The following is a 23472-nucleotide window of genomic DNA, read 5'->3' as shown; positions in this document are numbered from 1 at the left end:
GGTCGGTGTCCGAAAAGGTCAGGGGGTGGGGCGGCGGCGCGCGACGTCGCCGGCCGCCAGGTAGGCGAGCCCGAAGGCGGGCAGCAGGCCGTTGCCGGGCAGGTAGCCGTCGGCGCCGTGGCCGGAGATCCCGGCCGCCGCGCCGCCCGCCGCGTAGAGGCCGGGGATGGGGCGGCCGTCGTGGTCGACGACCGCGGCGTCCTCGTTGACGATCAGGCCGCCCTGGGTGTGGAACAGCGCCGGGACGACCCGGACGGCCGCGTACGGCGCGGCGAGCGGACGCTCCCAGTTGGCCCGGCCGTGCTCGTCGGCGCGCTCGCCGCGCGCGACGGCGGCGGCGGTCTCCAGCTCGGCGGCGAGGGCCCCGGCGGGCAGCCCGGTGGCCTCGGCGAGGCCGTCGGCGTCGTCGGCCCAGACCAGCACGCCCGACTCGACGGTGTCGCGGAAGTCCTTGAACGGCTCGCACTGGTGGAAGATCGTCTCGTCCAGGACGATCCAGCCGGTCGCGCCGGGACGGGCGGCGAGTTCGGCGGCGTACTCGGAGTAGCCGCGGGTCTCGTTGCCGAACCGGCGCCCCTCCCGGTCCACCATGATCGCGCCGTGGATGATCGTCGCCCAGCCGACGAGGGTGCCGGCGCCAGCGGCGACGGCGCCGTGGCCCTGGTAGGCGTCGAGGTAGCCGGTGGCCGCGCCGAGGCCGCCGCCGATCCGCAGCGCGTCGCCGAGCGACTGGTCGCTGCCCTGGTAGAGGGCGTCGGCGATCTCCGGGAGGTGGCGGCGGACGAGGTCCCTGTCCGCGCCGAACCCGTTGGTGGCCAGCAGCACGGCCCGGGTCGGGATCTCCTCCTCCGTCCCGTCGGGGTACCGCACGACGGCCGCGCGGACGGCGCCGTCCCCGCCCGTCGTCACGTCGACGAGCTTCGCGGGGACGAGCAGGTCGATGTTCGGGTGCGCCCGGGCGCGGCGGGCCAGGTGGTCGATCACGCTAGAGCCGTGCCGCCCGGGGACGGAGTGGCAGCGCGTGACGGAGTGGCCCGGGTAGTTGAAGTCGGTGACCAGGTCGAGCGGCAGCTCCACCGAGTCGGCGAGCCACTCGACGAGCGGGGCGCTGACCTCCGCGAGGGTGCGGGCGAGCCGGGCGTCGGCGCGGCCCTTGGTCTTGGCCTCGATGTCGGCGACGAACCGGTCCGGGGAGTCGTCCACGCCCTGCTCGGCCTGCCAGCGCGACCCGGCGCCGGGGAACATCGCCGTGGACATCGAGGTGTTGTTGCCGCGCCGGAAATGCTCGCTGGACTCCACGACGACCACGGTCAGGCCCAGCTCGGCGGCGCGCAGCGCCCCGGCGAGGCCGCCGCCGGCGCCCGCCACGACGAGGTCGATGTCGGTCAAGACGCCCTCCCGGCGACGAGCACCTGCAGTGCGAGGGCGGTCGGGTCGACGACCTCCGCCCCGAACCGGCCCTCCTCCACGTCCACGGCGGAGCAGCCGTTGATCACGGCGGCGGCGCCCTGCGCGGCGAGCGCGTCGACCGCCGCGCCGAGCGCGGCGTTCCACGTCTCGCCCTCGGCGACGGCGTCGAACGGCAGTTCCAGGACGGCGATGCCGGCGACGTAGGCGTCCAGCCCGTAGGCCTTGAGGCGGCGGCCCAGCTCCGCGCCGATCGCCTCGTTCCGCACCACGGCCCCGAAACGGACATTCTTCGCAGCAAGCGTCATGCTACTCAGCCTCAGGAGCCCGTTGACCGGAACGCGCTGGTCAGCGGGCCCGTCCGGGACGGCCGGGTCGAGGACGCAGTCGGGGACGACCACGTCCCAGTCCCCGCCCGGCTCGGCCACGGCGGCGGCCACGGCGGCGGCGACCTCGCGCTCGGAGACCCGGATCGACTCCTCGTCGTCCAGCGACCCCGGGGCGCCCGGCCCGACGTCGCGCAGCTCGATGCTCAGCCCGGCGGGGGCGAGCCGGTCGTAGCGGGCCTGCCGCCGCGTGATCTCCTCCGGCGGCAGGTGGATCGGCGTCACGGACAGTGCGCGCATCAACTCGGCTCCTTCTCGGCGGTGTCGTCGGCCAGCCCGCGCAGCGCGCCGCCGACGCGGGGCAGTGCGGGAAGATCGCGGGCGACCTCGGCGGCGCGGTCGACCAGGGCGGCGCGGCCCGGCAGCCACGCCTTCAGCATCCGGACCACGTCCGGCCCGGTGAGCGGCTCGTGGTCGGCGTCGCCGACCGGGTTCGGCTGCTCGCGGGTGAGGGACGTGCCGTCGTCCAGCTCGATCGTCACGCGGGCGGCGCGCTCGGCGGGCAGCCGCGCGGTCAGGTCGCCGGACGCGACGAGGCGGACGCGGCGGGCCAGGGCCCGCAGCGCCGGGTCGCCGAGCCGGGCGGCGTCGGAGGCGCGCGGCCCGACCTCGCCGTCCAGCAGCGCGGTCGCGACCACGAACGGCGTGGAGAACATCGCCGACAGCCGGTTGTCCCACTCGGGCGACCCGAGCCCGGCGCCGAGCGCGTGCGTCTCGACGAGGATCCGGCTGATCCTGGACGGGTCGAGGCCCGCGCGCAGCGGGAGCACCGCGTCGGCGGCCGGGTGGGTGAACGAGCACGACGCGTGCCGCTTGAAGTAGCCGCGCGTGACGTCCCACCGCTCGCCGAGCCCGTCCGTCAGCCCGGCGGCGTCGAAGCCGCCGAGCAGGTCGCCGAGCGAGCCGCCCGCCGTGCCGGTGTTGCGGGCCAGCCCGGCGGCCGCCATCCGCGCCGCGACCAGCCCGGACAGGTTGGACGCGCCCATCCACGCGTCGCGGACCGGGTTCCCGTCCGTGGCGGACGAGAAGTGCCCCGCGACGGGCAGCCCGGCTCCGGTGTCGATCGCGGCGGCGGTGGCCTCCGGGCCGAGCCGCAGCAGCCGGGCGCAGCCGGCGGCGGCGCCGGCGACGCCCCAGCTGCCGTGCGGGTGCGCGCCGGGCCGCAGCGAGGTCGCCCGCCCGAACCGGGACGCGACCTCGTAGGCGGCCAGCAGCGCGGCGGCCGTGTCCGGGCCCGTCGCGTCGAGCTCGGACGCCAGCGCCAGCACGGCGGGGAACCCGTGCGCCGCCGGGTGCCCCTTGGCGTACTTGTTGCCCTCGTCCAGCTCCAGCGAGACCAGCGCCATCGCGTTCAGCCAGGCGGCGGCGTCGACGGTGACGGCCCGGCCCGCGCCGATCAGCGGGGCGGGGCCGTCCGGAGCGTTCCACGCCGACCGCAGCGCGGCGTGCTCGTCCAGCGCCGCGCCGAGCGCGGTCACTCCGAGGGCGTCCAGCAGGACCAGCGACAGCCGGTCGAGCACGGGGCGCGGCACGTCCGCGGTGTCCAGGGCGGCGACCCAGTCCCCGAGCCGCGCCGCCGCCTGCTTCGCCTCCTCGTTCACAGTCCCAGGTAGGCCTTTCTGACCTCGGCGGATCCGGCCAGCTCGGCGCCCGTCCCGTGCAGCACGGTCGAGCCGCTCTCCAGCACGTAGGCGCGGTCGGCGATGCCGAGCGCCTGCTTGGCGTTCTGCTCGACGAGCAGCACCGACACCCCGGAGTCGCGGATCGCCTTGACCGCGTCGAGCACGGCCCAGGTCAGCTTGGGCGACAGGCCGGTGGACGGCTCGTCCAGCATGAGCAGCTTCGGGCGGGCCATCAGCGCGCGGCCGATCGCGAGCATCTGCTGCTGCCCGCCGGAGAACGTCTGCGCGATCGTGGAGCGGCGCTCGGCGAGCACCGGGAACAGCGCGAACACCGCGCGCATGTCCTCGTCGATCTCGGCGGCGGGCCGCGTCCAGGCGCCCATCCGCAGGTTCTCCTCGACGGTGAGCGTCCCGAACAGCGCCCGGTCCTCCGGGACGTGCACCAGGCCGTCGCGGACGAGCTGGTCGGGGCGGCGGCCCGCGGTGGGCGCGCCGCCGAAGGTGATCGTCCCGGACGTCGCGCGCAGCTGCCCGCAGACGGCCCGCAGCGTCGTCGTCTTGCCCGCGCCGTTCGCGCCGACGAGCGCGACGATCTCGCCCGCGCCGACCTCCAGGTCGATCTCGTGCAGGATCTGCATCCGGCCGTAGCCGGCGCAGAGCTTGTCAATCCTCAGCATCGCCGGGCTCCTCTCCGAGATACGCCTCGATGACCCGGGGATCGGAGGTGACCTGCTCGGCGGAGCCGGTGGCCAGCACCCGCCCCTGGTCGAGGACCAGCACCCGGTCCGACAGCCGCATCACGGCGGCCATGATGTGCTCGATGAACAGCAGCGTCGTGCCGTCCTCCTCGCGCAGCGCGGCGAGCAGGTCCAGGACGGGCTCGCGCTCGGCGGGGACGAGGCCGGCGAGCACCTCGTCGAGCAGCAGCACCTTCGGCCGCATCGCGAGGGCGCGGGCCAGTTCGAGGCGCTTGAGGCCGGCGGTCGGCAGCTCCGTCGCGGGACGGTGCGCCCACGGGCCGAGCCCGACCCGCTCCACCACCTCCATCGCCTCGCCGCGCAGCCTGCGCAGCGGCCCCCGGCGGTGCTGCGCGGCCAGACCGACGTTCTCCAGGACGCTCATGCTCCCGAACGGGCGCATCAGCTGGAACGTGCGGACCATGCCGGCGCGGGCGATCCGGTGCGGCGCCGTGCCGGTGACGTCCCTGCGGCCGAACACGACCCGGCCGCTGTCGGGCGCGATCGCGCCGCTGATCACGTTGAACAGGGTGGTCTTCCCGGCGCCGTTCGGGCCGATGATCCCGAGGATCTCCCCCGGCTCCACCTCGAACCCGACCTCCGACAGGGCGCGCAGGCCCCGGAAGTCCTTGCCGACGCCGTCGACGTCCAGCAGCTTCACCGCCGCCACCTCGCTTGGATCGTGCCGACGATGCCCTTCGGCAGCACCCGGACGATGAGGATCAGCAGGACCGCGTAGAGCGCGACGTCCAGGCCGCTGCGGCCCTGCAGGAAGTTCAGGAAGTCGGGCGGCGTGCGCAGCAGCGTCGCCGTCAGGTCCGACAGCGACCCCAGGATGATCGCGCCGACCACCGGGCCCCAGACCGTGCCGATCCCGCCGATCACCACGGTCGCGATCGCCTGGATCGACACCGAGGAGCCGAACGCCAGGTCCGGGTTCACGAACAGGTAGTACTGCGTGTAGAAGGCGCCGGCGACCGCGGTGATCGCCGCCGACAGCGCGACGGTGACCAGCTTGTAGCGCATCACCGGGGTGCCGAGGGCGGCGGCCGCCACCTCGTCGTCGCGGATCGCGGTGACGTAGCGTCCCGTCCGCGAGTGCAGGAACAGGATGCTGACCAGCGCGGCGATCCCGGCGAGCGCGAGCGCGACCCAGAAGTAGGCGGGCGAGTCCGCGGCGAACTGGATCTTCCAGAGCGAGGAGCCCTGGATCAGCGGGACGCTGAACCCGACGGCCTTGTTGGTGAAGTCGGTGGTGGTGGCGATCAGCCGGAGCATCTCGGCGAACGCGAACGTCGCGAGCGCGAAGTAGGCGCCGCGCAGCCTGTAGCGGAACGCGAAGTACCCGATGACGACGGCGACGGCGGCGGCGACCGCCATCCCGGCGAGCATCCCGATCCACGGCGACACGTCGTGCTTCACCAGCAGGTACGCGCTGGTGTAGGCGCCGAGGCCGAAGAACGCCGCGTGCCCGAAGCTGAACATCCCGCCGAACCCGCTCATCACGTTCCAGCCGATGGCCATCAGCAGGAAGATCAGGATGCGGACCGCGACCGCGCCCATCGCGGGCGGCAGTACCAGCGGCAGTGGGATCGCGACGACCAGCAGCACCGCGAGGACGGCCAGCTGCCGGTTCTGCGGGCGCAGCGGCGGCGCCTTGACCGGGCGGAGCGCGCCGCCCGTCTCGCGGCCGCCGGCGATGGTGATGCCGCTGCTCATGACTTCCTCCCGAAGAGGCCCTCGGGCCGCAGGAACAGCACGACCAGGAACACGACGAACACCCCGAGCAGCGAGCTCTGCCCGCCCATGTAGATGGTGGTGAGCTGCTCGACCAGGCCGATCAGCAGTCCGCCGACCAGCGCGCCCGCGACGTTGCCCATGCCGCCGAGCACCACCACCACGAACGCGGTGATGTTGAACTGGTCGCCGAGCGTCGGCGTGACGGTGACCAGCGGCGCCGCCAGCACGGCGGCGGCGCCGGCGCAGGCGGTGCCGATCGCGAACGTGAGGGTGTGGACGCGGCGGACGTTCACGCCGACCAGCTCGGCGCCCTGCCCGTTCGCGGCGACCGCGCGGATGGCGGTGCCGAACCGGGTGCGGCGCAGCAGGTGGAACAGCACCGCGCCGATCAGGATCGCGCCGATGAAGGCGTACAGCCGGCCGCCGGTCACCACCGCGCCGAACAGCGAGAACTGGAAGTCGCCGGGCAGCGGGACGGTCTTCGGCTCGGCGCCGAAGAACATCAGCAGCCCGTTCTCCAGCAGCAGCGACAGCCCGAGGGTGATCAGCAGCTGGTTCTCCAGCGTCGCGCCGCCCGAGCCGCCGAGCAGGCCGCGGTGCACGACCGCGCCGATGAGGAACAGCGCGGGCACCGCGATGAGGAGGGTGAGGTAGGGGTGCAGGCCCGTGCCCTGCACCACCCCGAAGGCGATGAACATCGCGACGGCCAGCAGCGCGCCGTGCGCGAAGTTGACGATGTCCAGCACGCCGAAGATCAGCGTGAGGCCCATCGCGATCAGCCCGTACAGCCCGCCGGTCAGCAGGCCGGTCACCACCGACTGCCAGACGACCAGGCCGCTGCCGGACCGGATCAGCGCGACCGCGATGGCGATCGCGACCAGGCCGCCGGTGAGGGCGGCGCGCTTGAGGACGGGGCCGCGCAGGGCCGCCGCTCTGAGGTTCGCAGTTGTGTCGCTCATGGCCGCCACGTCACCGAGTAGTTGGGCTGGGATTCGGCCTTGTCCTGGGGATAGACCTGCTTGATCTGCCCGTTCTGCACCTGCATCAGGACGGGCAGCGCGTTCTTGTCGTCGCCGTTGGGCGCGAAGGCGATCGGCCCGGTGCCGACCGTCAGCGGCTGGACCTGCGATCCGGCGATCGCGGCGCGGACCTTCTCCGGGTCGGTGCTCGCCGCCCGCTCCACGCCCTGCGCGATCACCTGGACCGCGTCGTAGGCAAGGACGGCGCCGGTCCGCATCGGCGCGCCGTACCGCTTCTGGTACTCGGCGCGCAGCTTCACCGTCGCGGGGTTCTTCGCGTCGTAGTGGTAGTTGGTGCTGAAGTACCGCTCGCCGAGCGCGCCGACGTCGCTGACGAACTTCGGCTGGTCGAACGCGCCGTCCGACACGCCCCACACCGCGTTCAGGTTCGGCTTGACCGCGTTGATCGCCTTGGCGGCGAGGAGCCCGTCGCGGTAGTAGCCGGCGACGGCCAGCACGTCCGCGCCGGACGCCTTGACCTGGGTGATCTGCGCGGTGAGGTCGGACGCGGTCACCGCGTCGTAGCTGATGTTCGGGCCGACCTGGATGCCGAGCCTCTTCGCGGCCTTGGCGAACGCCTCGGCGGCGCCGCTGCCGAAGTCGGTCTGCTCATGCAGGAACGCCACCTTCCTGACGGGCCTGCCCGCCTTCTCCGAGACCTCCTTGAGGTAGCGGGCCGCCGCGTCCGCGATCGCCGCGCTGCCCGGCTGCACCCGGAACGAGTACCGGTAGCCGTGCGAGAAGATCGCGTCCGACGCGGTGACGTCCATGACGAAGGGGACGCGGTTGCGTTCGGCGACCACGGACACGTTCGTGCTGACCGCGCTCTGGTAGGTGCCGACGAGGCCGACCGCGCCCTCGGAGATCAGCCGCTGCGCCTCGCTCTGGCCGACCTCCGCCTTGCCCTGGGTGTCGCCGGTCTCCAGCTTCACCTTGCGGCCGCCGAGGGACGTGATGCCTCCGGCGGCGTTGATGGCGTCGACCGCCATCTGGGCGCCGCGCCGCATCTGCTGGCCGTCGACCGCGTTCGCGCCGCTGACCGGGTGCAGGGCGCCGATCCTCACCGGGCCGCTGTCGCGGCCGGCCGCGGCCCCGGCGGCGCCCGAGGGCGCCGAGCCGCCGCAGCCGGCGGTGGCGGCCAGCAGGGCCGCGCACGCGCCGAGCCCGGCGGCGAGCTTTCGAGCCGACATTCACCTCTCCTGCCTGCCCGGCGCCACCCTTGACGATCGTTCCGCTTAGAGGAACACCGGGCCACTGATGCGTCATCGTGGCATCCATCACGTGACCTGGTCAATATCTAGGTGGAACTTGACGGAACTCGACAGCCGGTGCCAACTTGAAGACATCCGGAGCCGGCACGGCGCCGGAACATGGACTTAACATTGTTCCGCTAAGAGAAACGATCAGAACCGAAGGCGGTACCGCCCATGCCCGACGCCCTGTCCGGAGTCCGCGTGCTCGACGCGGCCACGCTGTTCGCCGGACCGCTGGCGGCCACGCTGCTCGGCGACTTCGGGGCCGAGGTCGTCAAGATCGAGCACCCGAAGGGCGACCCGGTGCGCAGCCACGGCGCCCGCCGCGACGGCGTCGGGCTGTGGTGGAAGATGCTCGGCCGCAACAAGAAGGCGATCACCCTCTACCTCGGCTCGCCCGAGGGCCAGGAGATCTTCCGCCGGCTCGCCGCCGACGCCGACGTGGTGATCGAGAACTTCCGGCCGGGCACGCTGGAGCGCTGGGGCCTCGGCTACGACGAGCTCAAGAGGATCAACCCGCGGCTGGTGCTGGCCCGGGTCACCGGATTCGGGCAGACCGGCCCGTACTCGCGGCGGCCGGGCTTCGGCACGCTCGCCGAGGCGATGAGCGGGTTCGCCGCGATCACCGGCGAGCCGGACGGGCCGCCGACCCTGCCGCCGTTCGGCCTCGCCGACGGGATCGCCGCGCTGACCACCGCGTTCGCGGTGATGACGGCGCTGCGCGCGCGGGAGGCGACCGGCGAGGGCCAGGTCGTCGACCTGGCGATCATCGAGCCGATCCTCACCCTGCTCGGCCCGCAGATCATCACCTACGACCAGCTCGGCGAGCTGCAGGCCCGCACCGGCAACCGGTCGCACAACAACGCGCCGCGCAACACCTACCGGACCCGCGACGGCGGCTGGGTCGCGATCTCCACCAGCGCCCAGTCCATCGCCGAGCGGGTGATGCGGCTGGTCGGCCGGCCCGAGTTCATCGACGAGCCGTGGTTCGCCACCGGCGCCGAGCGCGCCGAGCACGCCGACGAGCTCGACGAGGCCGTCGGCTCGTGGATCGCGCAGCGCGACCGCGACGAGGTCGTGAAGGCGTTCGAGGAGGCCGAGGCCGCCGTCGCGCCGATCTACACCGCCGCCGACGTCATGACCGACCCGCAGTTCGCCGCGCTCGGCACCATCGCCACCGTCCCCGACGACGAACTGGGCCCGGTGAAGATGCAGAACGTGCTGTTCCGGCTCTCGCGGACGCCCGGGCACATCGACTCGGCCGGGCCACCGCTCGGCGCGCACACCGCCGAGATCCTCGGCCGCTACGGGGTAGGCGAGGCGGAGCTGGACGAGCTGCGCGCCAAGGGGGTGGTCAAGTGACCGGGCCGGAGCATCCGCACCGGACCTGGCTGTACGTCCCCGGCGACCGTCCCGACCGCATCGGCAAGGCCCTGGACTCCGCCGCGGACGCGGTCGTCCTCGACCTGGAGGACGCCGTCGCCCCGGGCTCCAAGGAGACCGCCCGCCGCACCGTCGCGGGCGTGCTCGCCGAGGGACGGACCGGACGGCGCCCGACCTACGTGCGGATCAACGCGCCCGGCACCCCGGACGGCACCGCCGACATCGGGCTGCTGGCCTCCGCGCCCGGCGCGCTCGCCGGGGTCCGGATCCCCAAGTGCGAGGACCCGGACACGCTGCGCCGCGTCGCCGACGCGCTCGGCGTGCCGGTGTTCCCCGTCCTGGAGTCGGCGCTCGGCGTGGAGAACGCCCTGACCCTCGCCACCGCGCACCCGCTGGTCGCGGGGATCTCGCTCGGCGAGGCCGACCTGTCCGCCGACCTGCGGGTGACCGGCGGCGACGCGCTGGCATGGCCGCGCTCGCGGGTGGTCGTCGCCGCGCGCGCCGCCGGGCTCCCGTCCCCGCCGCAGAGCGTGTGGACCGCCGTCCGCGACCTGGACGGCCTGCGCGCCGACACCGCCGCGGGGCACCGGGCCGGCTTCTTCGGCCGGTCGGTGATCCACCCCGCGCAGATCCCCGTCGTGCACGCGGCGTGCGCGCCCGATCCCGGCGACGTCGCCTGGGCGCGCGACCTCATGGACCGTCTCACCGGGCGCGACGGCTCCGCCGGTGAGCGGCAGGCCGCGTGGATCGACTCCGCCGGCCGGTTCGTGGACAAGGCGGTCGTCGAGCGCGCCTCCTGGATCCTCGCCGTCGCCGCGTCCGCCCACCGCCCCGATGCACCAGAGAAGGAAGGCTCCCCGTCATGACCACCCAGGATCCGCTGCTCGCGGCGGTCGCCCGCGGCGTCCGGCTGATCGAGCTCGGCCAGCCGTTCTTCACCGGCATGCCGTGCTCCCCCAACCACCCCGGGTTCCGGATGACGCTGATCCGCCGGCACGGCGACATGGAGCGCGCGGACGGCGGCTCGGCCGCCAACGAGATCATCGTGACCGGCGGGCACGTCGGCACCCACATCGACGCGCTGTCGCACGTCAGCCACGACGGCGAGCTGCACGGCGGGATCGACGCCGCCGAGGCGCAGCGCGGCGGGGCGTTCACCAGCCACGGGGCCGAGAACCTGCCGGGCCTGCTGCGCCGCGGCGTCCTGCTGGACGTCGCCGCCGTGCACGGCGTCCCGACGCTGCCGCCCGGTTACGGGGTCACCGCCGAGGACCTGGACCTGGCCGCGAAGCGCACCGGGGCCGAGCCAGGCGAGGGCGACGTCGCGCTGGTCCGCACCGGCTGGTCCCGCAACTTCGGCGACACCACCGCCTACCTCGGCAAGGAGACGGGCGTGCCCGGCGCGACACCGGAGGCGGCCCGCTGGCTGGCGGACCGCGGGATCGTCGCGACCGGCGCCGACACCACCGCCTACGAGCAGATCCCGGCGGGCGCGGGCCACGCGGTGCTGCCCGTGCACCGGATCCTGCTGGTCGAGTCGGGGATCTTCATCATGGAGCACCTGAACCTGGAGGCGCTCGCCGAGTCCGGGCTGCACGAGTTCGCGTTCCTGCTCGCCCCGCTGCGGATCAAGGGCGGCACCGGCTCCCCCGTCCGCCCGCTCGCGGCGGTGTCGGCATGACCGGCGGTGTCGGCATGACCGCGCCCACCCCCGTGCAGCGGCTCGCCGCGCTCGCCGCGTCGGTGCGCGCGGACGGGCTGCCCGCCGACCTGCGCGCCGACGCCGCGCGCCGCGTCCTGGACGCCCTCGGCAACAGCCTCGGCGCGACCGGCGAGGCACCGGCCCGCGCGGTCGGCGCCCTGGTCGCCGAGTGGGGCGGCGCGGGACGCGCCACCGCGATCGGCACCGGCACCCGGCTGCCCGAGCCCAGCGCCGCCCTGCTCAACGGCACCCTCGCCCACTCCCTGGACTTCGACGACACGCACCTGCCGTCGGTACTGCACCCGTCCGCGTCGGTCGTGCCCGCCGCGCTCGCGGTCGCCGAGGCGCGCGGCGCCACCGGCGCGGCGCTGCTGGACGCGGTGGGCGTCGGCGTGGAGATCACCGTCCGGCTCGGCATGGCCGGATACGACCGGGAGCTGGGGAACTCGGTGTTCTTCGAGCGCGGGCAGCACGCCACCGCGATCTGCGGCGCCGTCGGGGCGGCGGCGTCCGCCGCGATGCTCTCGGGGCTGGACGCCGGCGGGATCGCCGACGCGATGGGCATCGCCGCCAGCATGGGCTCCGGGATCCTGGAGGCCAACCGGACCGGCGGCACCGTCAAGCGGATCCACTGCGGCTGGGCCGCGCACGCCGCCGTCACCGCCGCCGGCCTCGCCCGCACCGGCATCACCGGCCCGCCGACCGTGTTCGAGGGACGGTTCGGGTTCCTTCAGGCGTGGTGCGGCGACCAGGTCGACCTGGACGCCCTCACCGACCGGCTCGGCGAGCACTGGGAACTGCCCGGGATCTTCTTCAAGCCGTACCCGTGCAACCACTTCACCCACGCCGGCATCGACGCCGCGCTGCGGCTCCGCGCGCGGGGGCTCGACCCGTCCGACATCGAAGGCATCGAACTGGGCGCGCCCACGGCGGTGCTCCGCACGATCGGCGAGCCCCGCGAGGACAAGATCCGTCCTGAGTCGGGGTACCACGCCGCGTTCTCCGGCCCGTACACGGTCGCGGCGGCGCTGCTCGGCGGCGGCGGGCTCGGCGTCTTCCACGAGGACTTCACCGACGCGGCCGCCGCCGACCCGGAGCGGCTCGCGCTGGCCGCGAAGGTCCGGTGCGTGCCCGACGCCCGCTGCGACGAGATCTTCCCGCACCAGTTCCCGGCCGTGCTGCGCGTGACGACCCGCGACGGGGCCGTCCTGGAGGAGCGCGTCGACGCCAACCGCGGCGGCCCCGGCAACCCGCTGTCGGCGGAGGAGCTGGCGACCAAGTTCCGCCTCAACGCGGCCCGCCGCGTCTCCCCCGACCAGGCCGAGCGGATCACCGACCTGGTCTACGGCCTCGCCGACCTCGCCGACCTCCGCACCCTGACCGCCCTCCTCGTCTGATCCTCCGTCAGGTGTGCTCCATGATGAAGGTGGCGGTCGTGCCAGGGGCCAGGGCGCGGAAGACGTGGGGGGCGTCGCCGGGGTAGGCGACGTAGTCGCCCGGCGCCAGCTCGACCGGATCGTCGGCGGGGCCGGCCAGGGCGCGGCCGGTGCTGAGGATCACGTGCTCGGTCGTGCCGGGCAGGTGCGGGTCGGACAGGTGCGGCTCCCCCGGTTCCGCCGCGACGCGGTAGACGTCGCGGCGGGCGTGGGGCGGGCAGGACGCCAGCAGGGTCGCCGTGTAGTCCGCCTGCTCCGAGCGGGTGGCGGGCCCTTCGCCGGCGCGGACGACCCGCACGCCCGCCCGGGGCGGGTCGACGAGGCGGCTGAAGGGCACGCCGAGCGCGCCGCCGAGCGCCCACAGCGTCTCGACGCTCGGGTTGCCGGTGCCCGCCTCCAGCTGGGACAGCGTCGACTTGGCGATGCCGGCGCGCCGGGCCAGCCCGCTCTGGGTCAGCCCGGCGCGGGCGCGCTCCCGCCGGATCGAGGCGGCGATCAGCGCGATCAGGTCGAGGTTGCCCACGTGTTCGCTCCAGACGTCCGAGTGTTCAGTTTGACGAACGCGACGATGGTTGTTCATTCTAATGGACAGTTGTTCGCCATAACGGACTGGAGCGGTCATGGAGCATCTCGGCATCCTCGCCCACAGCGCGGAGGGCGCCGCGCTGTGCTTCCGCGCCTTCTGCCACGAGGGCTTCCGCGAGCTGGGCCCCGACGACCATCCCGACGTCACCCTCGACCTGATCGCGCTCGCGCGCAGCATGCCGTACTGGGAGGCGGGCAACCACGACGCCGTCCGCGCCGTCCTCGCCGAGAGCGTCCGGCGCTTGGCCGCCGCCGGGGCGACGTTCTTCGCCTGCCCGGACAACACCGCCCACATGGCGCTGGAGCGTCCCGGCGACGACCTGGCGCTTCCCGGTCTGCACATCGCCGAGGTCGTCGCCGACCGGGCCGCCCGCGACGGCCGGACCCGCGTCGGCGTCCTCGGCACCCGCTACACCATGGACGGCCCGGTCTACCCGCGCGAACTCGCCGCCCGCGGCATCGCGGCCGAGGTGCCGGACGCCGCCGACCGCGACCGCGTGCACGAGATCATCTTCGGCGAGCTGGTGAACGGCGTCGTGACCGAGGAGTCCCGCCGCGCCTACGCGCGGATCATCGAGCGGCTCGCCGAGCGCGGCTGCGACGCCGTCGCCCTGGTCTGCACCGAGATCCCGCTATTGGTCACCCCGGAGGCGTCGCCGCTGCCGACGCTGGACTCGACGCGGCTGCTCGCCCGCGCCGCGTTCGAGGTCGCGGCGGGCCGCCGCCCGATGCCGTCCTGGCGCGGCGGTCCGACCACCACCGCCTGAGGGCCCGCCGTCACCGCCTGAGCCGGCGGGCCAGCGCCGGGAACAGCCGGAGAGCGTTCTCCCGGTTCACGGCGGCGTGCGCCTGCCGATCCAGGGACGGGTCGCGGTCGAGCAGCGCCGTCGTCCTGTCCACCTCGGGACGGGTGACCTGCGGCCAGTCGGTGCCGAACAGCAGGCGCCCGGCGCCCGCTGCGGCCAGCAGGGACGGCGTCGCGTAGGGCGACATCGGCATGGCGGTGTCGTAGTGGAAGCGCCGCACCGCCCGCCGGAACGCCGCGGGGTTCGGCCCCTCGCCTTGACGGCCCGCGTGCTCGACGCGTCCGCCCAGATAGGGCAGGAAGCCGCCGGCATGGGCGAGGATCACCGACAGGCGCCTGTGCCGGTCCAGGGTGCCCGCGTTGACGAGGCTGAGGGCGGTGCGGGTCGTGTCGAGCATGAAGTCGGCGATCCACTCCTCGACGCCCGGGACGGGACGCACGTCCGCGAGCCCCGCCGGGTGGACGAACGCGACCGCGCCGCGCCGGTCCAGCTCGGCGAACAGCGGTTCGAACGCGGGGTCGCCCAGGTAGCGCCCGCCCGCGTTGGCCATCAGCAGGACGCCGTCGGCACCCAGCTCGTCCAGCGCGTAGGCCGCCTCCTGGATCGCGACGTCGACGTGGAGCAGGGGCAGGTAGGCGAAGAAGCCGAACCGGGCAGGGTGGTCCCGCACGAGACCGGCCAGCGACTCGTTGAACACCCGCGTGCCCGAGACGGCGAGCGCGCGGTCGCGGAACGCCTCGGACGGCGCGGGCGCCGACGCGACGCCCGCCGCGATCCCCAGGGCGTCCATGGTGTCGAGGGTCTCGTTCAGATCCCACCGGCCCCAGTCGGGGCCGCCCTCGCGTGGCAGAAGCCCGTGCTCGACGGCCCACTCCCTCATGTCCGGAGGCAGCGCGTGGTGATGGGTGTCGATCCGTCCCTCCCGCCGGCCGCCCCCGCCGGGACGGGCGGAGGCCGTGCCCGTCCCCGCTCCCGTGAGGGCGGCGGCCGTCGCCGCCGCCGCCGTCATCACCCGCCGCCTGCTCGGCCCTCCGGTCAGCCGGCCGTCCTCCGCACGCATGCGTCTCTCCCTGCTCCCGCCGGAGCCGCCCAAATAGAAGCATGTAAGAACGTCTCAATTGAGACCATATCGTCGGCGACTAAAATCGCGGATGTGCAGACCGAACCTCCGGACCGGGCCCCGCTCGGCGACCCGCGCACCGACGACACCGCGCTCGGCCTGCTGCTCGCCTCGGCCCACCGCGCCGCGCGCGGCGCCCTGGGCGGCGAGCTGCGGCCGCTCGGCATCGAGACCAAGCACCACGCGGTGCTGGCCGCGCTCGACCGGCTCGGGCCCACCAGCCAGCGGCGCCTCGGCGCTCTGCTCGGTCTGGACAAGTCCGCCGTCGTCCGGATCATGGACGAGCTGGAGCACGCCGGCCTCGCCAGGCGCGAGCGCGCCGCCCACGACCGCCGCGCCTACGCGATCGAGCTGACGGACGAGGGACGGCGGCGCGCCCGGGCGTCCGCGGAGACGGCCGCCGCCGTCGGCGCCCGCCTCTTCGGCGTCCTCGCCCCCGGCGACCGCGCCCGGCTCGTCGAGCTCCTCACCGGGATCGCCGACCGCGCCGGCGACATTTCGACCGGTGGCGAAACGATCCCTCCCTAGATTCGGGGGCATGGCGAACACCGACCTGGTCATCACCCGGCACGCCGAGGTGAGCACCATCCTCGCCGACGAGCGCTTCGTCGTTCCCGCTGCGGAAGGCGGGGCGCCGCGCGGGTCGCTGACCTGGCTGCGTGGCGCCGTCTGCCGGTTCAGCGAGGGCGCCGAGCACGGCCGGCGGCTGGCCGTCGTGGCACGGTCCCTGGACGAGGCCGACCCGGCCCGCCTGCGGCGGCGCACGCGCGAGCGGATCCTGGCCGGAGAGGCGCCGGACCTCGCGCCGATCTCCGCGCTCGGCGAGGCGCTCGGCGTCACGGACCTGGACGCGCTCACCGCCGCCCTGCCCGCCGCCGCGTCCGGCTACCTGACCGGGGCCGGGCGGGACGGCGCGGACGCGGCCGTCGCGGCCCTCGCCCGGCTGCTCGGACCGGGTCCGGACGAGGAGGTCGCCAACCGCATCGCCGTCTACATGCAGGCGTACGAGGCCACCGCCGGGCTCGTCCGCGCGGTCCTCCCGGCGTCGCGGCGCCCCGAGGCGCGCGGGTTCCCGATGGAGGCCGTCATCGCCGAGACGCTGCGCTTCGACCCGCCCGTCCCGGCGATGCGCCGCGTCACCCGCACGGCCCTCGCCTTCGGCGGACGCGAGATCTCCGAGGGCGCCACCGTCACCCTCGACCTGCGCGCGGCCAACCGGGACCCGGCGGTGTTCGCCGAGCCGGACCGTTTCGATCCGGGGCGCGGGGAATCCCGTCACCTGACCTTCGGGACCGGCCGCCGGCCCTGCCCGGCCGCCGACCACGCCGTGCAGCTGGCGGCGGGCGCGGTCGAGGCCCTCAACGACCTGGAGTCCGTCCGATGAACCATCCGCAGACGTTCCGGGACCTGCACCACGGCGACGGCCCGCTCCTCCTGCCCAACGCGTGGGACTTCGCGAGCGGGGCGGCGCTGGCGGAGGCGGGGTTCCCCGCCGTCGGGACGACCAGTCTCGGCGTCGCCGCCGCGGCCGGGAAGAGCGACGCGACCGGCGACGCGCGGGACGAGACCGTCGCGCTGGCGCGGAGCCTCGCCCGGCTGCCCGTCCCGGTCACCGTCGACATCGAGGGCGGCTTCTCCGCGGGGGTCTCCGACGTGGCCGGGCTCGCGACGGAACTGGCCTCGTACGGGATCGCCGGCGTGAACCTGGAGGACGGCCGCTCCGACGGGACGCTCGCCCCGCTCGACCACCAGACCGCGCTCATCGCGGCGGTCAAGCGGGCCGCGCCGCAGGTGTTCCTGAACGCCCGTACCGACACGTTCTGGCTGGCCGAGGGCAAACCCGACATGGACGAGACGCTGCGCCGGGTGCGGGCGTTCGCCGAGGCGGGCGCGGACGGCGTGTTCGTCCCCGGCATCACCGCCGACGACGACGTCCGCGCCGTCGTCGACGCGGTCGACGTGCCGCTGAACGTGCTCTTCACGCCGGGCAGGACCGATGTCGCGCGGCTCGCCGACCTGGGCGTCCGCCGGGTCAGCACGGGATCGCTGCTGTTCCGCAAGGCGCTCCAGGCCGCGGTCGCGTCCGCCCTGGACGTCACCGGCGCCACCGCCGAGGCCCCCGCCTTCTCCTACGGCGACGTCCAGGCCCTGGTCGCACGCTGAGGCGTCAGTGGCCCGTGATCGCGTCGGCGAGGCGGGCCAGCGCGGACGTCCGCGGCGACGAGGTCGCGGACTCGCGGGCGTCCGCGGCCCGGTAGAGCGCGTACATCGCGTGGACGCCGAGCCAGCGCAGCGGCTCCGGCTCCCAGCGGCGGACGCGCCGGTCCACCCACGGCAGCGCGGTCAGCTCGGTGTCCTCGCGCAGCACGAGGTCGCGCAGCGTCCGCCCGGCGAGGTTCGCCGTGGCGACGCCGTGGCCGGTGTAGCCGCCCGCGTGCCCGAGCCCGGACGCGTGGTCCACCACGACGGTCGAGCACCAGTCGCGGGGCACGCCGAGGACGCCGGACCAGGCGTGCGCGACCCGCCCGTGCCCGGCGGCCGCCGGGAACATCGCGGCGAGCATCGACCACAGCTCGGCGACGGTCGCGGGCTCCGTCCGGCCGCCGTCGTCCACCCGGGACGCGTAGCGGTACGGCCGGCCGCGGCCGCCGAACGCGATGCGGTCGTCGGCGGTCCGCTGCGCGTACATGTAGTAGTGCGCGAGGTCGCCGAGCAGCTCGCGGCGGTCCCAGCCGATCGCGTCCCACACGGCGGGCGGCAGCGGCGTCGTGACGATCATGGAGCTGTTCATCGGCAGCCAGTCGCGGTGGTGGCCGCCGACCTCGGCGGTGAACCCCTCGGTCGCCCGCAGCACGTACTCGGCGGTCACGGTGCCGTTCGGGGTGACGGCGGCGGCCGGGACCGCGCCGCGCCGCGGCACGATCCGGACCACCGGCGTCCGCTCGTAGACGTGGACGCCGAGGCCGCGGACCGCCTCCGCCAGGCCCCGGACGAGCTTGGCGGGCTGCACGCGGGCGCAGTGCGGGCTCCACGCGGCGGCCGTCGCGCCCGCGACGCGCAGCCGCTCGTCGCGCTCGGCGGCGGGCAGCGGGACGAGGTCCTCCTCCGTCCAGCCCCAGTCGCGGGACGCGGCGACCATCGCGGCGAGCCGGGCCCGCTGCGCCGCGTTGCGGGCGACGTGCAGCACCCCGCTCTTGACCAGGTCGGCGTCGATACCCTCCGCGGCGGCGACCCGGATCACCTCGTCGACCGCGTCGAACATCGCGTGCTGCAGCGCGACGGCGGCGAAGCGCCCGTGCCGGGCGGCGTACCGCTCCCGCGATCCGGCGATCTCCCCCAGCACCCAGCCGCCGTTGCGGCCGGACGCCCCGAACCCGGCGAACTCGCGCTCCAGCACGACGATCTCCAGCTCGGGGCGGGCGCGCTTGAGGTAGTAGGCCGTCCAGAGGCCGGTGTAGCCGGCGCCGACCACGCAGACGTCGGCGGCGCGCGGGCCGGGCAGCCGGGGGCCCGGTTCGGGACGGCCGGTCCGCCGGTACCAGTGGGAGACGCCGCCGTTGGCGAAGCCGGGCGCCAGCGGCGCCCGGCCGGACGAGGAGCTCATCCGCTCATACTGCTGTATCCGACAGTCCGAATGGTAGGGGGCAACGGATTCTATGGCACAGCGTCGATCCCACGACGGGATCCGAGCCATCCGGACCGGTCGGCGGCATAGTAGGACACGCCGTCGGGGCCGTCCGCGCCGCCGCGCCACGGCCGCATCCCGAGGCTCGCGGCGACCTCGGCGGACACCGCGCTGTCGGGGTCGAACTCGGCGGTGACCCGGCGCAGCCCGACCACCCCGAACGCGTAGTCCAGCACCGCGCGGGACGCCTCGGCCGCCAGCCCCTGCCCCCACCGGTCCGGTTCGAGGCTGTAGAGGATCTCCACGTCCACCCCCCGGTCGAACGGGCCCTCGTGGCCGCGCAGCCCGGCCACCCCGATCAGCGGCGCGCCCGGCCGCGGCTCCGCGGGCGCGAGCCCCCGGCGGAGGGGCCGCAGCGCCCACAGGCCGTAGCCCTCGGTGGCGAAGTCCCGCTCGCTGGTCTCGATGATCTCGGTGACCTGGACGGGCGAGATCGACGCGCCGTCGAACAGGTGCCGGCGGACGACCGGGCCGGTCCAGTGCGTGAGCAGCGCGTGGTGGTCGGGCATGCCGATGGGGTGCAGGGCGAGCCGTCTCGTCAGCAGCGTCTCGGTCATCGCGGCCTCACTCGTCGGGCGCCCGGCCGCCGGCGGCGGGCTCGGGCCAGTGCGGGGCGGGCTCCCCGTCGGGCACGCCGACCCGGAACACCCGCAGCTGCGTCGCCAGCGCCGCGTAGTAGCCGACGAGCGTGACGAGCTCGACGAGGGCGGGCCGGCCGAGGGTCGCGACCGCCTCGGTGTAGACGGCGTCGGCGAGGTCGTTCTCGGCGACGAGCTGCCGGGCGGCCTCGTGGACGAGGCGTTCGCGGGCGTCGGCGAGCATCGGCGCGCGGCCCTCGCGCAGCGCGTCCAGCTCGTCCTCGCGCAGGCCCGCGCGGCGGCCGAGCCGCTCGTGCGCGTACCACTCGTAGTCCGAGCGCAGGTGCGCGGCGACGACGAGGGTCGCGATCTCCCGCTCGCGCTTGGTGAAGGCGGTGCGGAACCGCAGGGCGGCGCCGAGGTCCTGCAGCGGCATCCCGACGGCCGGGCTGTACAGCATCGCGTTGAACGGTCCGAGGAGGCGGCCCTCGCCGTCCATGAACCCCAGCGCACGGGCCTTCGCCCGGGAGCCCGGAGGGTCGTCGCCGCCGGCCGCGCGGGGACCGCCGGTCAGGGCCTGGTACACGGCCTGCTGCTCGGCGCCGAGCGAGTCGGGGGACAGCAGGGGCAGGCGGGCCGCGAGCGGCCCGTGCCGGGGTGGGTCGTTGACGTGCTCACCGCTCACGGGGTCGATCACTCACCGCACGCTAGGCCGTCGCGTCGGGCCTCTCAAGCCCTCGTCCGGAATGTGAAACCGCGCGCTCACGATGACGTAGCGCCCGCGTAACAGCCGTGGACCAGAGTGGCCACGTCCGCACCGGACACCGGCCGGACCCGGATCGCACGCGACCCGGCCGGCGGCCCGCGAAGGGAACGTTCCATGCCGCTGTTCCGCATCCGCACCGAGATCGAGGACCGGCCGGGCCGGCTGGCCCTGCTGACCGCCGCGCTGGCCGGCCGCGGCGCCAACATCCTCTCCCTGTCCGTCCAGGTGGACACCTGCGGCGTGGTCGACGAGTTCCTCGTGGACGTCCCGTCCGGCGCCGCCGGGCCGCGGGAGCTGGCCGAGGCGCTCGCCGCGGCGGGCGGCGCGCGCACGGCCGTCCGCCCGGCCCGGCCGCACGAGCTCGTGGACGAGCCGACGCGGGCGCTGGTGCTGGCCTCCCGGCTGCGCGCCGAGCCGCACGCGGTCCCGGAGGTCCTCGCCGAGCTGCTGCGGGCCGACGAGTCCGCCTGGGCGCGTCCCTCCGACCACGCGGACGCGGGCGACGAGCACGTCCTGACCGTCCCGCTGGGGCACGGGCGGGCCGTCCGGCTCCGGCGGTACGGCCTGCCGTTCACCGCGACGGAGGCGGCGCGCGCCGACGCCCTCGTCCGCGCGGCGCTGCCCGCCGAGCCGCCGCGCCCGGCGTCCCGCCGGCTGCCGCTGCGCGACGGGACGCACGTCACCGTCCGGCCGATCGAGCGCCGCGACGCCGGCGCGATCCGCGCGCTGCACGAGCGATGCTCGCTGGACAGCCGCCGGATGCGCTACTTCAGCCCGAAGCCGTACCCGCCGCCGCGGGCGATCGAGCGGTTCTGCGACCCGGCGCACGGCCTGACACTCGTCGCCGAGGGCCCGGACGGGTCGCTGCTCGCGCTCGCGCACCTGATCCACGTGCTCGATCCGGGCGTCGCGGAGCTGGCGTTCCTGGTCGAGGACGGCTGGCAGGGCCGCGGCCTCGGCCGCGCGCTCGCCGAGCTGCTGCTGACGCTGGCCCGCGAGCGCGGCCTGGTGGAGCTGCGCGCGACCGCGCTGAGCGAGAACGTGCGGATGCGGCGCCTGCTGACCTCGCTCGGCGGGCGGACCCGGCGCACCGAGGAGCCGTCCATCGTGGAGATCAGGCTGCGGGCGGACGGCCGCCCCGCCCCCGGCGCGCTGGCAGGATGGCGGGGTGACCGGCATCTATGACGACCCCTGGGCCTACGAGCTGGCCTGCTCGTTCCGCGACGTGGGCGCCGAGACCGGCGTGCTGCTCGGCTGGTGCGCCGAGCACCGCCCGGGCGCGGCGGGCCCGGTCCGGACGGTGCTGGAGCTGGCCGCCGGGCCCGCCGAGCACGCCCGCGAGCTGGCCCGCCGCGGCCTGACCGCGACCGCGCTGGACCTCAGTCCGGCGATGTGCGCGTACGCGGCGCGCGAGGCCGGGCGCGCCGGGGTCGCGGTCGAGGTCGTCCGGGACGACATGACGGCGTTCGACCTCGGCCGCCGGTTCGACCTGGTGCTGACCATGCTGGACTCCACGTCCCACCTGATGACGCTGGACGCGTTCGTCGCGCACCTGCGCCGGGTCGCCGCGCACCTGGCGCCCGGCGGGCTGTACGTGATCGAGATGTCGCACCCGCGCGACCGGCTCTCGGACGACCCGAGCGTCAGCACCGGCTGGACGGTCGAGCGCGACGGCGTGCGCGCCACCGTCCGGTGGGGCGAGCCCACCGACCGGCTCGATCCCGTCACCCAGATCGCCGACGACCGCGTGACGATGACGATCGAGGCGGACGGCGCGACCCGCGTCATCGAGGACGTCGTCCCCTACCGGTTCTGGACCGCGACCGAGCTGGACGCGGCGATCCGGCTCGCGGGCGGGCTGGACGTCGCCGCCCGGTACGGCGACTTCGGGACCGGCGCGGACGCGGTGGCCCTCACCGATCCCGAGGCCTGGCGCATGATCACGATCCTGCGCGCGTCCTGATCACGGGGTGGGCGCCCACCCCGGCATCGGGTAGCCGGCCAGCATCTCGCGGACCTCGCCCGCGATCCGCTCGACGGCCGTCTCGTCCCCCCGGGCGGCGGCGCGCACGACCTCGTCGATCCAGGCCGCGATCCGCGGCATCCGCGCCTCGTCCAGCCCGCGGGTGGTGATCGCGCCGGTGCCGAGCCGCAGCCCCGACGGGTCGAACGGCTTGCGCGGGTCGAACGGGACCGCGTTGTAGTTCAGCTCGATGCCGGCGCGGTCGAGGGCCTGCGCGGCGGGCTTGCCCGCGACGCCCTTGTTCGTCAGGTCGATGAGGATCAGGTGGTTGTCGGTGCCGCCGGAGATCAGGTCGTAGCCGCGCTCCAGCAGCGCCGCCGCGAGCGCCTTCGCGTTCGCCACGACCTGGTGGGCGTACCGGGAGAAGTCCGGCGCCGCGGCCTCCTTCAGCGCGACGGCGATCGCGGCGGTGGTGTGGTTGTGCGGGCCGCCCTGCAGGCCGGGGAACACGGCCTTGTCGACCGCCTTCGCGTGCTCGGCCGTCGACATGATCATCGCGCCGCGCGGGCCGCGCAGCGTCTTGTGCGTGGTCGTGGTGATCACGTCGGCGTGGCCCACCGGGGAGGGGTGCGCGCCGCCGGCGACCAGGCCGGCGATGTGCGCGATGTCGGCGGCCAGCACCGCCCCGACCTCGCGGGCGATCTCCGCGAACGCCGGGAAGTCGATGGTGCGGGGCACCGCCGTCCCGCCGCACCAGATCAGCTTCGGCCGCTCCTTGAGCGCGAGGTCGCGGACCTCGTCCATGTCGACGCGCCCGGTGTCGGCGCGGACCTCGTACCGGACGGGCGTGAACCACCTGCCCGTCGCCGACACCGACCAGCCGTGCGTCAGGTGGCCGCCCATCGGCAGCGACAGGCCCATGACCGGGTCGCCGGGGTCGAGGAACGCCATGTAGACGGCGAGGTTCGCGGGCGAACCGGAGTACGGCTGGACGTTGGCGTGCTCGACGCCGAACAGCTCCTCGGCCCGGGCGACGGCGGCCAGCTCGATCGGGTCGACGTTCTGCTGGCCCTCGTAGTACCGCTTGCCGGCGTACCCCTCGGAGTACTTGTTGGTCAGGACGGAGCCGGTGGCCTCCAGCACCGCCGGCGACACGTAGTTCTCCGAGGCGATCAGCCGGATCTTCTCGAACTGGCGGCGGGCCTCCGCCTCGACCAGCCCGGCGATCTCGGGGTCCTCGGCCTGCAGATGGGGGACGGCGGGCTCGTGCACGACTACCTCCGC

Annotated in this window: 24 protein-coding genes; 10 read left to right on the top strand and 14 right to left on the bottom strand. The window is 75.0% G+C overall.

Annotated elements, in window-relative coordinates; translation table 11 throughout:
- Window positions 1–18 precede the first annotated feature (18 nt).
- From J4557_RS18440 to J4557_RS18405, 8 genes are read right to left on the bottom strand one after another with little or no spacing between them, the layout of a single operon-like run.
- On the bottom strand, window positions 19–1389 hold the full coding sequence (locus tag J4557_RS18440) for an FAD-dependent oxidoreductase (protein ID WP_243775976.1): 1371 nt from the start codon (window positions 1387–1389) through the stop codon (window positions 19–21).
- Window positions 1386–2033, bottom strand: a complete 648-nt coding sequence (locus tag J4557_RS18435; RefSeq protein WP_208267954.1) for an aspartate/glutamate racemase family protein — start codon at window positions 2031–2033, stop codon at window positions 1386–1388. Before J4557_RS18435 ends, J4557_RS18440 begins: the two co-directional genes overlap by 4 nt.
- On the bottom strand, window positions 2033–3394 hold the full coding sequence (locus J4557_RS51675; protein WP_208267953.1) for an MmgE/PrpD family protein: 1362 nt from the start codon (window positions 3392–3394) through the stop codon (window positions 2033–2035). The genes J4557_RS18435 and J4557_RS51675 overlap by 1 nt, the downstream gene beginning before the upstream one ends.
- Window positions 3391–4092 carry an ABC transporter ATP-binding protein gene (locus J4557_RS18425; protein ID WP_208267952.1) on the bottom strand — a complete coding sequence of 234 codons (702 nt, stop codon included), beginning with the start codon at window positions 4090–4092 and terminating at the stop codon, window positions 3391–3393. Before J4557_RS18425 ends, J4557_RS51675 begins: the two co-directional genes overlap by 4 nt.
- Window positions 4079–4813 (bottom strand): ABC transporter ATP-binding protein, encoded by a 735-nt coding sequence (locus J4557_RS18420; protein WP_208267951.1) that lies wholly within the window; start codon window positions 4811–4813, stop codon window positions 4079–4081. The genes J4557_RS18425 and J4557_RS18420 overlap by 14 nt, the downstream gene beginning before the upstream one ends.
- Window positions 4810–5871 (bottom strand): branched-chain amino acid ABC transporter permease, encoded by a 1062-nt coding sequence (locus J4557_RS18415; RefSeq protein ID WP_208267950.1) that lies wholly within the window; start codon window positions 5869–5871, stop codon window positions 4810–4812. Before J4557_RS18415 ends, J4557_RS18420 begins: the two co-directional genes overlap by 4 nt.
- Window positions 5868–6851 (bottom strand): branched-chain amino acid ABC transporter permease, encoded by a 984-nt coding sequence (locus tag J4557_RS18410; RefSeq protein WP_208267949.1) that lies wholly within the window; start codon window positions 6849–6851, stop codon window positions 5868–5870. The genes J4557_RS18415 and J4557_RS18410 overlap by 4 nt, the downstream gene beginning before the upstream one ends.
- A complete protein-coding gene (locus J4557_RS18405; RefSeq protein WP_208267948.1) occupies window positions 6848–8101 on the bottom strand; it encodes an ABC transporter substrate-binding protein in 1254 nt (417 codons plus the stop codon). Before J4557_RS18405 ends, J4557_RS18410 begins: the two co-directional genes overlap by 4 nt.
- Before the next feature lie 237 nt (window positions 8102–8338).
- Here J4557_RS18405 and J4557_RS18400 point away from each other — a divergent pair, with 237 nt between their 5' ends.
- From J4557_RS18400 to J4557_RS18385, 4 genes are read left to right on the top strand one after another with little or no spacing between them, the layout of a single operon-like run.
- Window positions 8339–9526 carry a CaiB/BaiF CoA transferase family protein gene (locus tag J4557_RS18400; protein ID WP_208267947.1) on the top strand — a complete coding sequence of 396 codons (1188 nt, stop codon included), beginning with the start codon at window positions 8339–8341 and terminating at the stop codon, window positions 9524–9526.
- The gene (locus J4557_RS18395) at window positions 9523–10413 is read left to right on the top strand and encodes an HpcH/HpaI aldolase/citrate lyase family protein (RefSeq protein WP_208267946.1); all 891 of its coding nucleotides are present in this window, start codon (window positions 9523–9525) and stop codon (window positions 10411–10413) included. The genes J4557_RS18400 and J4557_RS18395 overlap by 4 nt, the downstream gene beginning before the upstream one ends.
- Entirely contained in the window at window positions 10410–11228 is an 819-nt protein-coding gene (locus J4557_RS18390) for a cyclase family protein (protein ID WP_208267945.1), read from the top strand. The genes J4557_RS18395 and J4557_RS18390 overlap by 4 nt, the downstream gene beginning before the upstream one ends.
- A complete protein-coding gene (locus J4557_RS18385; RefSeq protein WP_243775975.1) occupies window positions 11225–12646 on the top strand; it encodes an MmgE/PrpD family protein in 1422 nt (473 codons plus the stop codon). Before J4557_RS18390 ends, J4557_RS18385 begins: the two co-directional genes overlap by 4 nt.
- 7 nt (window positions 12647–12653) lie before the next feature.
- Here J4557_RS18385 and J4557_RS18380 read toward each other — a convergent pair whose 3' ends face one another.
- Window positions 12654–13208, bottom strand: coding sequence for a helix-turn-helix domain-containing protein (locus J4557_RS18380; RefSeq protein ID WP_307799958.1), 555 nt, complete (start codon window positions 13206–13208; stop codon window positions 12654–12656).
- A gap of 97 nt (window positions 13209–13305) precedes the next feature.
- Here J4557_RS18380 and J4557_RS18375 point away from each other — a divergent pair, with 97 nt between their 5' ends.
- A complete protein-coding gene (locus J4557_RS18375; protein ID WP_208267943.1) occupies window positions 13306–14037 on the top strand; it encodes an aspartate/glutamate racemase family protein in 732 nt (243 codons plus the stop codon).
- Window positions 14038–14047: 10 nt separating this feature from the next.
- On the opposite strand, the gene J4557_RS18370 is transcribed toward J4557_RS18375, so the two are convergent.
- Window positions 14048–15136, bottom strand: a complete 1089-nt coding sequence (locus J4557_RS18370; protein ID WP_208267942.1) for an amidohydrolase family protein — start codon at window positions 15134–15136, stop codon at window positions 14048–14050.
- Between the two features lie 93 nt (window positions 15137–15229).
- Between J4557_RS18370 and J4557_RS18365 the strand changes: the two genes are divergently transcribed.
- Genes J4557_RS18365 through J4557_RS18355 form a run of 3 tightly spaced genes read left to right on the top strand, consistent with a single transcriptional unit; the run spans window position 15230 to window position 17359 of the window.
- On the top strand, window positions 15230–15724 hold the full coding sequence (locus J4557_RS18365; RefSeq protein ID WP_208267941.1) for a MarR family winged helix-turn-helix transcriptional regulator: 495 nt from the start codon (window positions 15230–15232) through the stop codon (window positions 15722–15724).
- A 10-nt stretch (window positions 15725–15734) separates the two neighbouring features.
- Window positions 15735–16580: a cytochrome P450 gene (locus J4557_RS49665; protein ID WP_243775974.1), complete on the top strand. Its 846-nt coding sequence runs from the start codon at window positions 15735–15737 to the stop codon at window positions 16578–16580.
- On the top strand, window positions 16577–17359 hold the full coding sequence (locus tag J4557_RS18355) for an isocitrate lyase/PEP mutase family protein (RefSeq protein ID WP_208267940.1): 783 nt from the start codon (window positions 16577–16579) through the stop codon (window positions 17357–17359). The genes J4557_RS49665 and J4557_RS18355 overlap by 4 nt, the downstream gene beginning before the upstream one ends.
- Before the next feature lie 4 nt (window positions 17360–17363).
- On the opposite strand, the gene J4557_RS18350 is transcribed toward J4557_RS18355, so the two are convergent.
- The 3 genes from J4557_RS18350 to J4557_RS18340 are packed head-to-tail and all read right to left on the bottom strand — an operon-like array spanning window position 17364 to window position 20156.
- On the bottom strand, window positions 17364–18800 hold the full coding sequence (locus J4557_RS18350; protein ID WP_208267939.1) for an NAD(P)/FAD-dependent oxidoreductase: 1437 nt from the start codon (window positions 18798–18800) through the stop codon (window positions 17364–17366).
- 50 nt (window positions 18801–18850) lie between these two features.
- Window positions 18851–19438 (bottom strand): GNAT family N-acetyltransferase, encoded by a 588-nt coding sequence (locus J4557_RS18345; protein WP_208267938.1) that lies wholly within the window; start codon window positions 19436–19438, stop codon window positions 18851–18853.
- A 7-nt stretch (window positions 19439–19445) separates the two neighbouring features.
- A complete protein-coding gene (locus tag J4557_RS18340; RefSeq protein WP_208267937.1) occupies window positions 19446–20156 on the bottom strand; it encodes a carboxymuconolactone decarboxylase family protein in 711 nt (236 codons plus the stop codon).
- 183 nt (window positions 20157–20339) lie between these two features.
- On the opposite strand from J4557_RS18340, the gene J4557_RS18335 reads away from it, so the two are divergent.
- Both J4557_RS18335 and J4557_RS18330 read left to right on the top strand, forming a co-directional pair.
- The gene (locus J4557_RS18335; protein ID WP_208267936.1) at window positions 20340–21410 is read left to right on the top strand and encodes a GNAT family N-acetyltransferase; all 1071 of its coding nucleotides are present in this window, start codon (window positions 20340–20342) and stop codon (window positions 21408–21410) included.
- Window positions 21394–22188, top strand: coding sequence for a class I SAM-dependent methyltransferase (locus J4557_RS18330; protein WP_208267935.1), 795 nt, complete (start codon window positions 21394–21396; stop codon window positions 22186–22188). The genes J4557_RS18335 and J4557_RS18330 overlap by 17 nt, the downstream gene beginning before the upstream one ends.
- Here the strand turns inward: J4557_RS18330 and glyA are convergent, their stop codons facing one another.
- A complete protein-coding gene (gene glyA, locus J4557_RS18325) occupies window positions 22189–23460 on the bottom strand; it encodes a serine hydroxymethyltransferase (RefSeq protein ID WP_208267934.1) in 1272 nt (423 codons plus the stop codon).
- Window positions 23461–23472: the final 12 nt, after the last annotated feature.

Source organism: Actinomadura nitritigenes, from assembly GCF_017573545.1.
Classification (GTDB): Bacteria; Actinomycetota; Actinomycetes; order Streptosporangiales; family Streptosporangiaceae; genus Spirillospora; species Spirillospora nitritigenes.
Note: the sequence above shows the minus strand (reverse complement) of the source record. Positions and strands in the feature narration are given on the sequence as shown.

What these genes read in the sequence shown, in the direction of transcription:
- J4557_RS18435 (WP_208267954.1), bottom strand. Translation starts at nt 2,033, where the DNA reads ATGCGCGCACTGTCCGTGACGCCGATCCACCTGCCGCCGGAGGAGATC.
- J4557_RS18425 (WP_208267952.1), bottom strand. Translation starts at nt 4,092, where the DNA reads ATGCTGAGGATTGACAAGCTCTGCGCCGGCTACGGCCGGATGCAGATC.
- J4557_RS18415 (WP_208267950.1), bottom strand. Translation starts at nt 5,871, where the DNA reads ATGAGCAGCGGCATCACCATCGCCGGCGGCCGCGAGACGGGCGGCGCG.
- J4557_RS18410 (WP_208267949.1), bottom strand. Translation starts at nt 6,851, where the DNA reads ATGAGCGACACAACTGCGAACCTCAGAGCGGCGGCCCTGCGCGGCCCC.
- J4557_RS18405 (WP_208267948.1), bottom strand. Translation starts at nt 8,101, where the DNA reads ATGTCGGCTCGAAAGCTCGCCGCCGGGCTCGGCGCGTGCGCGGCCCTG.
- J4557_RS18400 (WP_208267947.1), top strand. Translation starts at nt 8,339, where the DNA reads ATGCCCGACGCCCTGTCCGGAGTCCGCGTGCTCGACGCGGCCACGCTG.
- J4557_RS18390 (WP_208267945.1), top strand. Translation starts at nt 10,410, where the DNA reads ATGACCACCCAGGATCCGCTGCTCGCGGCGGTCGCCCGCGGCGTCCGG.
- J4557_RS18385 (WP_243775975.1), top strand. Translation starts at nt 11,225, where the DNA reads ATGACCGGCGGTGTCGGCATGACCGCGCCCACCCCCGTGCAGCGGCTC.
- J4557_RS18375 (WP_208267943.1), top strand. Translation starts at nt 13,306, where the DNA reads ATGGAGCATCTCGGCATCCTCGCCCACAGCGCGGAGGGCGCCGCGCTG.
- J4557_RS18370 (WP_208267942.1), bottom strand. Translation starts at nt 15,136, where the DNA reads ATGCGTGCGGAGGACGGCCGGCTGACCGGAGGGCCGAGCAGGCGGCGG.
- J4557_RS49665 (WP_243775974.1), top strand. Translation starts at nt 15,735, where the DNA reads ATGGCGAACACCGACCTGGTCATCACCCGGCACGCCGAGGTGAGCACC.
- J4557_RS18355 (WP_208267940.1), top strand. Translation starts at nt 16,577, where the DNA reads ATGAACCATCCGCAGACGTTCCGGGACCTGCACCACGGCGACGGCCCG.
- J4557_RS18350 (WP_208267939.1), bottom strand. Translation starts at nt 18,800, where the DNA reads ATGAGCTCCTCGTCCGGCCGGGCGCCGCTGGCGCCCGGCTTCGCCAAC.
- J4557_RS18345 (WP_208267938.1), bottom strand. Translation starts at nt 19,438, where the DNA reads ATGACCGAGACGCTGCTGACGAGACGGCTCGCCCTGCACCCCATCGGC.
- J4557_RS18335 (WP_208267936.1), top strand. Translation starts at nt 20,340, where the DNA reads ATGCCGCTGTTCCGCATCCGCACCGAGATCGAGGACCGGCCGGGCCGG.